Origin of the sequence: Myxosarcina sp. GI1, assembly GCF_000756305.1 — a bacterium.
In the GTDB taxonomy this organism is placed as follows: Bacteria; Cyanobacteriota; Cyanobacteriia; order Cyanobacteriales; family Xenococcaceae; genus Myxosarcina.
Genome location: NZ_JRFE01000016.1, coordinates 126,363 through 138,928, shown reverse-complemented (window position 1 = coordinate 138,928; position 12,566 = coordinate 126,363). Strand labels below are relative to the sequence as shown.

Here is a 12,566-nt window from a genome sequence, read left to right as displayed (position 1 = left end):
CTTTCCTAAAGATGCCATACTTCTCCATGTCCGCGACGACGGCTCAAAATTGCTTCGGCGCAGCGTAGAGAATTGCTTGGTGCTTCGATCGCAATTAAATATTTACCTCGCTGAAATAACCGCTGAAAAAACTGCCAGCTTTTGTCTGAAGAGTTAAAAAAATGCTTATTAAAGCGATCGCAAGTACGCAAACCTTTTAGCCAACTATATTGCCAACAGTTTTGAGAAATAAGCGTAATCCACTTTAAGGGAAAACCCGCATCTTGCAAATCTTGCAAAGCCACTTTAGCATCGCGATGGTGAAGAAACACACCTACGGTACGACTGTTGTTTTTGGCAATAACGTTATTAGCAAATGTACGATTGACTCGGTTTTCTGTTCCTAAAGCTGGAGTTATCATTGTTTGTGCATATTATATTTATTAAACTTATGTTTTAATCTAGCGACAGAATTTGTCATTGAGATGACAAAGTTATGAAATTGTTGTCTTATGTCATTTTGTCAAGAATAGATATTACTCTAAAACCTTAAACTAGACACAAAAAGATCGCTTCTAACGATTATTGTTTTCTTAAGCTGTTTGCTATTTGCCAACATCCGTATATACCGACAATAAACATTCCTTCTGCAAAGATTTTTATCGAATCTTCGATCGCGCCAACCCATTGTTGTATCGATAGTTCGAGAGTAGGATCGTCTGTCATCATGGAGATAAACAAGTTGTTGTTACTAAATATATCTAGCATTACCATTGCTAGAGTTAAAACAAATCCCAGCTTGAAAAAAATAAATGATGGCTGAAAAATTTTAAGGTTTCGCCATTGAAAAGCCACAAAAATTGTTAAGAAAACTAAATATCCTCCAACAATAAAATCATCTGCCAAATCCGTTAACTTTGTTTCTTCGATCGCCAACAGATTATGTAGCCATAAATCTATATGTTCGTGAATTTCAAATATATCGTCTAATGCTAAAAATAATAATCCAATAGAGCTTACTAACCAGAAAAACCTGCTTTTTGCCAACTTTCGTGGAGTTTTAGCTATTCGGAAAATCTGCCAAGCCAAAATAGCAGCGATCGCAAACTGCAAACAGGAAATATAGGTAACGTAACCTTGGCGATCGATTTCGCTAAAGTAAGTCGTCGGCGATCTGTCTAAGATAACTGCTCCTGCAATTGCTATAGTAACAACTAGACTTTCAATGAATAGGGTAATAAATAAGATTTTTTTAGTTGTAAAAATTGAATTATTTCGAGCCATTATTAAGTAAACATTTGCCCTCTTTTTAATTCTTGCCAACACAGATACAAAGCGCGGGGTACATGAAAACACCCCTTCCATTTTCCACCTTTAAGATTTAAGATAACTTCGCCTCGGCGATCGCAATAGCCAAACCACTCCCCATATTCTTTGTCGCTAAAATGCTGCCACGAATAGTCATGTACTCGCTCGAACCACTGCCAGCACTCTTTTCTTTGCGTTAGGTTATAACCCTTTAATAAAGCTACTAAAGTCTCTAAATGCACCCACCAGAGTTTTTGGTTCCACTCCAACTGTTGAGGAGGATGTCCTTTAATATCCATAAAGTAATAGATTCCACCATATTCTTTATCCCAACCAAAATCGAGTATATTTAAGATCGTATCTACAGCTTGGTTAATTAATTGAGTATCGTTACGACGATGGGCAATATCCATCAAAAACCACATCGCCTCGATGCCATGTCCTGGATTGATTAATCTACCGTCAAAACAGTCGAGATGAGAACCATCGGGAGTTACGTTTTCATACAATAAACCCGTTTCGGCATCGAGAAAATCATTCATTACTTCATTTACAGTGCGATCGAGAACGGTTTCTAATTCTTCTCCCGACAGCAACCAATCCATTTCTAAAGTTAAATTGGCTAAAATCATCGGCACTGCCATAGTTTTGAGCGATCGCGTTCCAGGATAGGCTTTGTTGTATTTTCCTTTGGGATTATCCTGACGGCGTAAAACGTTGTGATAAGCCTGTAAAGCCACCTCTTTTGCCCAACTTTCACCCGAAGCTAGGGCATATTTACTAAAAGCCATTGCCGCAAAGCAGTCGGAAAAAACATTGTAGGGTTGCACCAAAGGTTCTCCTTGGCGATTTAAAGCAAAGTACCAGTTACCATCGCTATCTCTACCATGTTTGGCTAAAAACTCAGCACCATGACGGGCAATTGTAAGCCAATCTTCTTTTTGCTCCAAGCAGTTGTAAAATACCGAAAACATCCATACCTGACGATTTTGCAGCCAGATAAATTTATCCGTATCGTAGACATTGCCTTGACGATCTAAACAGCTAAAATAACCACCATAATCCCAATCTACTGAATGCTGCTCCCAAAATGGAATTACATTTTGCAGCAGGGTGTTTTGGTATAGTTCGGCTAGCTGAGGCAAATTTTTATTCATTATCACTAAAACAAATAAATATTTAATTTTTGTAATATGGGCAAGGTACTGCCTTGCCCCCTACGATACTATTTCTACCGCAAGCTTATAGATTTTTCGGCGCGAAAAATTTGATATTTTAGCCAAATAGCTGCTAGCTTGCGATCGCGTCATGCCCTGTTTTAATAGCTGCTCTAATTCGGTAATTAATTCTGCCTCAGTAGCGATCGCAACTTCTGGTATCGCTCCTGCAACCACTAGTGTGTATTCTCCTTTTGGCTGACGACTAGTTTCATAAAGTGCGATCGCTTCATTAATGCTTCCCCGCCAAAATTCTTCGTGAATTTTGGTTAGTTCTCTGGCAATAACGATTTGTCGTTCAATTCCCAAACTAGCGCCTAGATCCTTTAAGGTTTGTTGGAGACGATGGGGTGCTTCGTAAAAAATTGTCGTTCTGGTTTCAGATTGTAGTGCGTCCAACCGCTCTTTTTTGAACTTATTTTTTTGCGGCAAAAAGCCTTCAAACACAAACCTATAAGTAGGCAAACCCGATGCGGCTAAAGCACAAACTGCTGCTGTTACTCCAGGAATGGGAACTACTGTAACTGAATTGGCGATCGCTTCTCTAACAAGTTCGTAACCCGGATCGGAAATACTGGGCATTCCAGCATCGGTAACTAAAGCTATTTTTGCACCTTGTCGAAGACGAGCTAGTAGATTCTCAATTCGGGAGCTATGATTGTGTTCGTAATAGCTAATTTGAGGAGTATCGATTTGTAAATGTTGCAATAATTTGCCAGTTCTACGGGTATCTTCAGCAGCAATGGTATCTACCTGTTGTAAGATGCGTATTGCTCTTAAAGTAATATCTTCTAAATTTCCAATAGGAGTTCCTACTAAGTAAAGTATTCCCGAAGATAAATCTTCCATTATGTCAATTAGTTAATAAAGTAGACATCACATTTGTTTTATCGAGCCAAGCTCCAAAATAATAAATATTTTCGTAAAAAAACTACGACTTTATGACTACTTTATTGTAACTAGATAAACTCTATTTTAATACAGATGAGTGCAAACAATAATTTAGAAAATTTTTTGATTCCTCTGCCACGACAAAAGTTTACAGGTGTTGTAACTGTAGAGACTCAAAAAGATAAACAATGGAAAATGTATTTTTACTTAGGGAAATTTCTCTGGATAGAAGGTGGATATCATCCTAATCGCTTCTGGCAAAAATACATGAGCCAACATTTTTCAGATCTAGATCTAAAACTGATGGTTTTAGATCTAGATCTGTTGTCAAAAAGTAAAAATAATTTAGAACAACTAAAGTATAATTTTTTAGTTTCTTTGGTTCAAAAAAATCATATCAAACCAGAAAAAGCCATAGCTTTAATAACAACTAGAACTCAAGACAGCTTTTTCGATATTATTCAGCAAGAACACAAACAAGAATTACAGTACCAAAAGCAAAATTACTCGGCGCATCAAATACTTAAAAGTGGTTTTAACTTATCTTTAGCGCGAATCGATATAGAGCGCGTAATGTTTGAATCGCAGCAACAGTGGTTGGCGTGGAAATATAAAGGTTTAGCTTCTTGTTCGCCCAATTTAGCTCCTTTACTAACAAATGCTAGAGAATTGGAGGAAAAACTACCAGACATGATTTTTAAAAATATGTCTCGTCTGCTTAACGGAAAACATACCATACGCGATCTAGAACTTAAAATGAATAAAAGTTTACTAGATGTAGCGTGCGGACTAATACCATACTTTTTTAAAGGTTACTTAAAATTTAAAGAAATTCCAGATTTAGCAGAGATAGATATATCCAATTTATTAACTTACAAATTGATGTTTGAAACCTAACAGTATGGTTGACCCTAAAGCTAATTTAAATAATATTCAAGAACCGATAAATTCTGCATCTCCAGAAGCAAAAGCCATAATAGAGCGAGTGCTAAAACTAGAAAAAGATAAACTATATTTAAAAACACCAAGAAATATAAACGAAGATATTTTAAAAATTATCAAACAAGTAGTTCGATGAAGCTAAAATCTTTACAGCTATGTAATTTCAGGCAATTTTATGGTAGAACACCAGTAATCAAATTTGCTAGTGGAGAACAGAACACTACCGCAATCTATGGCAATAACGGTGCGGGAAAAACTAGTATTTTAAATGCTTTTACCTGGATACTATATGAAAGATTTACGGCAGCTTTTGCTTCTCCTGAGCTACTAATCAATCAGCGTGCGATTAATGAAGCTAAAGTCGGTACGGCAGTTGAATGCTGGGTAGAGCTTCAGTTCGAGCGCGATCGCAAGCTGTATCAAGTCAAACGTAAGTGTTACGCAACTAAAGAATTAGATAGCGTTCGCTATAGTTCCACAAAATTATTTATGTTGGTGGCAGCTGATGATGGACGCTGGTATCCACCATTAGAAGCACCAGAAGAAATTATTGAAAGTATTTTACCTGCTAGTTTGCATCAGTACTTCTTTTTTGATGGCGAGCGCATCGACCGCTTTTTTCGTGGCGAGAGAGACAATAATATCGCCGATGATACCAAAGAGTTGCTAGGGGTTAAAGTTTTAGATCGAGCCATAGAGCATTTAAAAACTGCCAAACGAACTTTACAAGAAGAACTGCAACTTCTCGGCGATCCAGCTATCAAACAGCTATTACAGGCACAAATGGAAGCAGAAACTCAAAGCGATCGTCTAACGCAGCGACAGGCAGAAATTAGTAGAGAAATTACCAGTTTAGAATCGCGCAAAAAGCAAATTTCAGCCAGTTTATTAGAGTCGAGTGGTGCCGATAAACTACAGCAGTTAAGAGCTAAGTTAATCGAACAAGAACAAACGGTTAAAAATAGTCTAGTTAAAACTAAATCAGATTTAAAAAAGACTATCTCTCAAGCTGGCTATACAGTTTATCTAGAAACTATCAACGCTAATTTCTTGCAGTTAGTTGGCAATTTGCGCGATCGCAGACTACTATCTACAGGCATCAAACGAGAATTTGTCGCTCGCTTACTTACCGAAGGACGCTGTATCTGCGGTGAGAAACTAGAACCCCAGACTACTTCCTATCAGCAAGTTAGTTCTTGGCTCGATAAAGTCGATCTTCAAGAAATAGAAGCAGCAGCGATGCGTTTGGAAATGCAGGTCGAACGTTCTCTAGCAAACTCTGTCGAGTTTTGGCAACAAGTAGATTTGCATCAAGCAAAAACAAACGATTTATATCGGCAGCTCAACGAATTAGAAACCGAACTGGAAAAAACTACCAAAAAACTCAAAAATTTCCCCGACCGAGATATTCAAAATTTACATTCCGACTTAGAACGAATTGAAGAAAAAATCAAAAGTTTGGTTTTAGAGCAAGGAGAACAAAGGCAGCAGTTAGCGGATATTCGCTACAGCATCGCCAAAAATGTTACCGAAATAGAGCGACAAAAACTTACCGAACATAAGCAAGCTGTAGCCAAAAAGCGCGTTGATGTCACAGTTGAATCTATTGTCAAACTGAATGAAATAAGAAACCGTTTGGAAACTCAATTTCGGTTTTCCTTAGAACAAAAATTAAGAGAAATATTTAGCTTTATTTCTTTTACCCCCTATCTTCCTCGCCTCGACCATAACTATCAGCTGACTTTAATTGAAAATACTTCTGGAGTAGAGGTTACGGTTGCCGCATCTACAGGAGAAAATCAAATTCTGAGCCTTAGTTTTATTGGCGCGATTATCGACCGTGTTAGAGAATGGAGCCAACGCAATACCCTAATGGGACCTGATAGTAGCACTTTTCCTGTAGTTATGGATTCTCCCTTTGGCAGCCTAGATCGCATATATCGCCGACAGGTAGCTAGAGCTATTCCTCAATTAGCAAACCAGTTAGTGGTGTTAGCAACTAAAACACAATGGCAGGGAGAAGTAGAAACCGAGATCGAACAACGAGTTGGACGAGAATATGTTTTAGTTTATAACTCTCCCAAACCAGACTGCGAATTAGATTATCTACAGCTAGGAGATACAAACTATCCTTTAGTAAAACACAGTGAAAATAATTTTGAATATACTGAAATTGTTATGATAAAACGATATAAATAGTGTTTAAAAACAGCGTAGTATTTAAAATTTCAAGCCAAAAACTTTAATTAAAATCATTGCTCGACAATAGGAGAAAATACTGATGTTGATGTTAGATTCCGAACAAGTTGAATATCGTAAAGTTACGGGTTATGTAGATGATCGGGAAAAAACTACATCGGGATTGATTTATCAAGGGAATATTTTTACTTTGGCAAAATCTTTCGATCGCAGCGAATTGCAGCAGGCAATTAAAGAATGTCGAGAAGAATACTTAGATCACGAAGAGCGGACGCTAATTCCTACTTTATTAGTTAAAGATACAAATAGTGTCGGTATTTGGATGCGAGATGACCGTTATCGCATCAGTCAGGAAGCTAATGGAGACGTAGCTACCGCTCAAGAGACTCCTCAAAATGCTGCCAAACTAGACAAAATTAGCGTCAGACAGTTAGCTCTCGAAATGCGAGCCGAAAAAGGTGTCGAGATTAAAACTCGCCGACAAAAATTAAAACTATATCAGCGTTGTTTTGTTGGTAGTGAAGCAGTAGACTGGATCGTTAAAAAGTACGATGTTTCTCGTGCTGATGCTGTCTCGTTAGGACAAAAACTAATCGACAAAAAAATTGCTCATCACATAACAGATGAAGAAAAATTTGAAGATAAGGAATTATACTATCGTTTTTATGAAGATGAAGGTAAAAGTATTTGGACTGATAAAATTGTCTAGTTCTAGGCTTTGGTGGTCTGTCGATATTTAATTGTCGAGCTTTTTTTCAGGCAGGGGAAGCAAGATGTAACAGTGCAGGAGAGATCGTAGTCTAATTTTAACTCTCTTCCTTAGTCCCTGCTCCCAAGCAAAGCAATTGCTCTCTTTGTCAATCGAACGGTAACTTTACCGCTCGGAGACAATCATCGGTCATTGAGAGGTATTTGTCGGTTTGAGGAACCAAATTATTTAAAAGATCGGCCAAACGTTCTCTTTGTTCGAGAGATAGCTGACGATCTACCTGTGCCTGCTGTAGATTTTGGAGATAGCTACCTAAATAATTATCCAGGTTGGCAAAAAAGTTATTTACCTGCTGCTGTAGGTCTAGTTCTAAATAAGCGTCAATTTTGTTACTAATTGCCTCGATAAACTTTTCGCTAGAGCTATTTATTTCCGATACTAACTCATGAATTGAAACAGTATAGTAATTTTCTTTTTTATAAGGTTTTCTAATTTGCTCTTGGCTATAAAAAGGAACGATACCCAACCAATAGTACCAAGCTCTTTTTCGCACTAGCTTTTCTTCATAACCGCGATCGACCAAACGAGTTTTGGTTTTAACCAACTGTTGTCCTATAGCGATTTCTTCTTCAGATTGCAGAACTGGAGGAGGTAAATCTAAATCGATATTAAAGTTTGTTTGTAGTCTGCTTTTAGCACGATTGATAATTGGTAGAGTTTCTTCGGTCAAAAATTCTGCCAAACTCAAACTCGCTGCTTCAATTTCCAGTTCGGTATTATGACGAACTTTAGACAGCAAAATGTCTAATCTTTGTTTTGCCCAAAGAACTGCTTTTTCAGCAAATTCTGCTGCTTCGGCTTCGGTTTTAAACGATATTACCTCAGCAATTTTATATTCAAAACTAGATTTTAAATTGCTGGATATCCATTTAGGAAACAATTCAAAATTGCCAATGTTACTGAGTAACAATTCTCTGGCTTTAATGTCGGCTTTACCTAAAGAATCGGCACGTTCGTATTCTTCGCGAGTAAAATAGTCTTCTACACTAACCACAGCTTCTTTTTTGAGTTCCTCTAACATTACGGCTAAATTTTGCTGTAGCTTGCTTTTTATCTGTTCGATCTCTCCGAGACGCTGGCGACATGACTCCAAACAAGCAAGATCGTTTTCTAAAGCCTTTACTTCTGTCTGTAGCTTTTCTGTATCCTGAGAAATAGCATTGCTACGAAGTTTGAGATCGTCTCTGATTTCTAGTAAACGATAGCGACTCAAACTCAAAGCTGATATTAAACATTTAGGCGCGGCATTAGTCATCAAAGCAGCGATCGCACCATTAAGAAAAGGAGCAAAGCCAGACTTTTGCCACAGCTTTTTGGCTTTTTTAAAAAGAGTTTGGATGTCTATATCTTCTAGCTCTTCTTCCCAGTCGATGCCAAAAATTTCTTGCGCCAGGGTTTCTACAGACTTGAGGTCTTGTAGTTTGGCTTCGGGACGATGCTTGAGTTCCTGTAAAAACTCCGTAGCGGCAAAGGCTCGAAGTGCCGATACTTCAAAAATGCGATCGCGATCGTCATTTGAGCTTAATTCTAAATCGGCAACAACAAAATCTTTAACTTGTTCTGTGGTCATATCTCCCCTGCGTCGGCAGTCTACTTTATTGACCAAAACATAAAGATTATTTTTGCCAATTGTTTCTATTATTGGCTTTACCTGCCTTTTAATTGCTTCGGCAGCTTGATTATTGAGCTGGGTAAAGTCGAGTACGATTAAAACAATCGAACTGCGGTGCAGTTGTTCTTCCACCACTGCGGTTAACTTAAGATTTTCTCCCGCTTCATTAGGACCTGGAGTATCGATAATAGTCAGATTACCCAGGTTTTTGTTAGTTTCGCTATTCTCCAAACTTAGAAAAGGAGTTTGAATTTGAGGAACGTCTTTAAGTTTGGCGAGTGGTTCGCTTAAAGGATCGATGACGCTATACAAACGAATAACGTGATTGAGATAGTTCAGAGTATTAGAGATTGCATCTCGCCCGACAATTTGCTCGGCAAAAGATAACTGTTCTATAGCTTCAATTTTGGTCAGCAGTTCGATTAAATGGGGATAACGAGCTAATTTTTGCTGAAGCGTCTCAATTCCGAATTGGGCAATTTGTTGCTTAATTGCTAGAAAAAGAGCGTTAAAAACCTCAAGGGTATTGTCACTGAGGTTTAAGATAGGTTGCGTTAATTGCGAATTAAAGGAAATTTCTGTAGGAATTGTGGTCATTGCCGCCGCGCAATTAGGCAATAATTCTTGTCCGACGATCGCATTAATAATGGTTGATTTTCCTGCCTTCATCGGAGCTACAATTGCCATTCTCAACTGTAGTTCTGCTACATTTTGGCTGGCATCACTTATTTGCTGCTCGAACAGTTCGTATTTTTCTTCGGCAGCATCATTAATTAAATTAGCTTGAGTATCTTTAATTAAAGTATTAACGCCAGTTAATACTTTAATTACTTCTCGTTGTAAGTTATCTAACTCAACTAATTCGTTTGAGTTTTGGCAATCCGCTCGTGTATCAACCATTGGGCAGACCAAGTTACTTTTACCTGAGTCTGGCATATGTTTCGGTTAACGAACACCGTAAAAACTCATATTTACAGGCTTTAGGCTTTAAATAGTTAAGGAAAAATTTAGATAAAAGTAATTGGAATTGAGCTAGAAAAAACCAGATCTGGTAATAAATTATGTATTGCTACAGAGCTACTTGATTCTGGTTGTGGTTTGCCAACTAGAATATTGATAGCTTGGTGCTTGTAGGCTAAATCTAATATTGTTTTGTTATTAACATTACTAACAGTAATAAATTGATAGCGAATATCTAGCAATAAATTAGCTGTAAGTTTTTTTAGGTGAGGCAAATCGCGATTACGCTCCGCGTACCGCCAAGGGTGATTGCCATTATTAATAAATAAAACAACTATTTCTCCGTTACTACGTCTGGCTAAGTCGGCAGCAGTAGTTAAAACTTTATTAGTTGTATCAGAACCATCGATCGCCGCTAAAAAAACTGCCCGCGAAGCTACATTTACTTTAGTGGGATCTACCGCATCTTTAGTTAATAACTGCGGTGCAAAAGTAGGGATAGCCCAGGCACCGATAGGGGCAGTAATCAAGATTGACCAAGCGGCGATCGCCAGAATTATCTCTCCTCCTGCTACACCTTGACTGAGGGGAATTGCGCCAATAGCCGCCTGTACCGTTGCTTTAGCCGAGTTCCCTGGTAGTAAGAATAATCTTTCTCGCCAGTTCCAGTTGCTGCCTAAAGTAGACAAATACCAGCCAATGGTGCGTCCGCAAAACAAACCAATTGCCAATAACAATATTCCTTTAACTAAAGTAGCTTCTAAAACCTCTAGTTCGATACTCGCCCCCATTAAAACGAATAAAATAATTTCGGCAGCTACCCAGAGATGATTGAATTCAGTTCGTAGCTGTCTGGCTAGAGGCGGATCGAGTTCGATAATAAAAAAACCCATTGCCATCGTTGCTAAATAACCAGAATACGGTAGTTTTTGCGCCAAAACGATAATCAGTATGGCTAGAGTAGCCACAATTAAAGTTTTTTGCACTACATTTTGCGTCCATCTCTTTTTTGTTGTTACCCAAATAATTATTAGCGCGATCGCCCAACCAATAGCTATGCCCAGAATAATTTGTAAGATAACCTGCAACGGCAGTAACCACACGCTATTATTGCTGGCTGTTCCTCCCGTTAAAAAATTAAGCAACAGGCTAAATAACAGTAAGACTAGAACGTCAGATAAGGCACTTCCAGTTAAAATTACATCGGGAATGCCTTTAGCCACACCCCAACCCAAACTTTTGAGGCGCAACATTCCAGGTACGATTACCGCAGGAGATTCGGCACCGACAACACTACCCAAAAGTAAACCCGTCAGCAGATCGAAGTTAAATAAAAACATTGCGGCAATAGCAATAATAATTCCTTCGGTAAGTGCGGGGAGAAAACCCAGGCGAATTGCTACCGAACCCTGTTTGACTAGCTTGTCTCGATCTAAACCCAGTCCCGCCCGCATTAAAATTACCATGACCGCCAGCGATCGCCAATCTGCTGCCGTATCTAATACTACTGGGGCAATAAAATTACCGAGTTCTGGACCAATAATAATACCCGTCAAAATAGCACCAATCAAAGGCGGTGCGCCAAGTTTGTGCATTAGTTGACCGCTAATGAAGCCCAAAAGCAAAATTAAAGCAATACTGAATAACATAAATAGATATTGGACGGCGATCGATAACTAATTATCAATGAGCAATGAGCAATGAGCAATTATCAATGAGCAATAGGAATTTAACTGCCAAGCGTTCACTGTTCACTGTTCATTATTCATTGTTGAATAGCAATCTTGTGTTTTTAGCTGCTCTTAGTTAATAAACTTTATTGTCAAGAATCATCAAAAACCTCTATTATTGTCAATAAAGAGAATTAATTGAAAGTTAATTGCTATGGCTCACTATACAGCCTCCTCATTAAAATCAGAACTCAACTCTAGAGGATGGCGCATGACCCCTCAGAGAGAGACAATTCTGCACGTATTTCAAAATTTACCTAAAGGCGATCACCTAAGTGCAGAAGAGCTGCATAATTTATTAGACAAACGTGGCGAGGCAATTAGTCTATCTACTATCTATCGCAGCGTTAAATTGATGACGCGCATGGGAATTTTGAGAGAATTAGAACTAGCCGAAGGACACAAGCATTACGAACTAAACCAGCCCTATCCCCACCATCACCATCACGTAGTTTGCATTCAATGTAATAAAACCATCGAGTTTCGAGATGATTCGATTTTAAAACACAGTCTCAAACAGTGTAAAAAAGAAGGATTCGAGCTGATTGACTGCCAATTAACGGTAATGACAATTTGTCCCGAAGCTATTAGAAAAGGATGGCCCTCGGCACTGCCTAGTGATTGGGCTTGTACGCGAGCGATCTCCGAAACCGAAGCACCAGCAGATGCCCAATAACTGATGTTACGTACTCATTAATCTGTGAGGGCAGGGAAAAGCGCACCGCCCTGTCTGAGGTTTCCTCAGACGTAAGGACGAAGCAAGAAGGTTAAGGGGAAAAGAGAAAAGGGAAAAGGATTGATTATTCTTTTTTCATTTCTTATTGAAACTACCGATCTTTCATTATTCTGCGTATCGTCAGTAAGTAACATCAATTCTCCTGCATTTGCAATTTGGGAGAGAGTATACGCTAGCACTAGGCAATCTACTCGCTACTTGCTACTCGCTACTTGCTACTTGC

General features: G+C 38.5%; 11 protein-coding genes. 5 read left to right on the top strand and 6 right to left on the bottom strand.

From position 1 onward, the window contains the following. Positions 1-5: 5 nt before the first annotated feature. The 4 genes from KV40_RS12210 to rsmI all read right to left on the bottom strand — a co-directional run bounded on the left by KV40_RS12210 (position 6) and on the right by rsmI (position 3,356). Entirely contained in the window at positions 6-401 is a 396-nt protein-coding gene (locus KV40_RS12210; RefSeq protein ID WP_052055586.1) for a hypothetical protein, read from the bottom strand. 160 nt (positions 402-561) lie between these two features. After that, the gene (locus tag KV40_RS12205; RefSeq protein ID WP_036481583.1) at positions 562-1,263 is read right to left on the bottom strand and encodes a hypothetical protein; all 702 of its coding nucleotides are present in this window, start codon (positions 1,261-1,263) and stop codon (positions 562-564) included. Between the two features lie 2 nt (positions 1,264-1,265). Next, the gene (locus KV40_RS12200; protein ID WP_036481581.1) at positions 1,266-2,444 is read right to left on the bottom strand and encodes an AGE family epimerase/isomerase; all 1,179 of its coding nucleotides are present in this window, start codon (positions 2,442-2,444) and stop codon (positions 1,266-1,268) included. A gap of 60 nt (positions 2,445-2,504) precedes the next feature. Further along, the gene (gene rsmI, locus KV40_RS12195) at positions 2,505-3,356 is read right to left on the bottom strand and encodes a 16S rRNA (cytidine(1402)-2'-O)-methyltransferase (protein ID WP_371260776.1); all 852 of its coding nucleotides are present in this window, start codon (positions 3,354-3,356) and stop codon (positions 2,505-2,507) included. 132 nt (positions 3,357-3,488) lie between these two features. Here rsmI and KV40_RS12190 point away from each other — a divergent pair, with 132 nt between their 5' ends. From KV40_RS12190 to KV40_RS12175, 4 genes are all read left to right on the top strand, one after another. Beyond that, on the top strand, positions 3,489-4,292 hold the full coding sequence (locus KV40_RS12190) for a hypothetical protein (RefSeq protein ID WP_036481577.1): 804 nt from the start codon (positions 3,489-3,491) through the stop codon (positions 4,290-4,292). A gap of 4 nt (positions 4,293-4,296) precedes the next feature. After that, positions 4,297-4,473 carry a hypothetical protein gene (locus KV40_RS35720; protein WP_172657279.1) on the top strand — a complete coding sequence of 59 codons (177 nt, stop codon included), beginning with the start codon at positions 4,297-4,299 and terminating at the stop codon, positions 4,471-4,473. Continuing rightward, positions 4,470-6,536, top strand: a complete 2,067-nt coding sequence (locus KV40_RS12180; protein ID WP_036481573.1) for an AAA family ATPase — start codon at positions 4,470-4,472, stop codon at positions 6,534-6,536. Before KV40_RS35720 ends, KV40_RS12180 begins: the two co-directional genes overlap by 4 nt. 88 nt (positions 6,537-6,624) lie before the next feature. Then, positions 6,625-7,245 carry a DEP domain-containing protein gene (locus tag KV40_RS12175; RefSeq protein ID WP_036481571.1) on the top strand — a complete coding sequence of 207 codons (621 nt, stop codon included), beginning with the start codon at positions 6,625-6,627 and terminating at the stop codon, positions 7,243-7,245. A 148-nt stretch (positions 7,246-7,393) separates the two neighbouring features. Here KV40_RS12175 and KV40_RS12170 read toward each other — a convergent pair whose 3' ends face one another. Together KV40_RS12170 and KV40_RS12165 are read right to left on the bottom strand one after the other, a co-directional pair. Then, entirely contained in the window at positions 7,394-9,817 is a 2,424-nt protein-coding gene (locus KV40_RS12170) for a dynamin family protein (RefSeq protein WP_072013818.1), read from the bottom strand. A gap of 107 nt (positions 9,818-9,924) precedes the next feature. Beyond that, positions 9,925-11,526, bottom strand: coding sequence for a sodium:proton antiporter (locus KV40_RS12165; RefSeq protein ID WP_036481569.1), 1,602 nt, complete (start codon positions 11,524-11,526; stop codon positions 9,925-9,927). A gap of 235 nt (positions 11,527-11,761) precedes the next feature. Here KV40_RS12165 and KV40_RS12160 point away from each other — a divergent pair, with 235 nt between their 5' ends. Continuing rightward, entirely contained in the window at positions 11,762-12,283 is a 522-nt protein-coding gene (locus KV40_RS12160) for a transcriptional repressor (RefSeq protein WP_036481567.1), read from the top strand. The last annotated feature ends 283 nt before the right edge of the window (positions 12,284-12,566 follow it).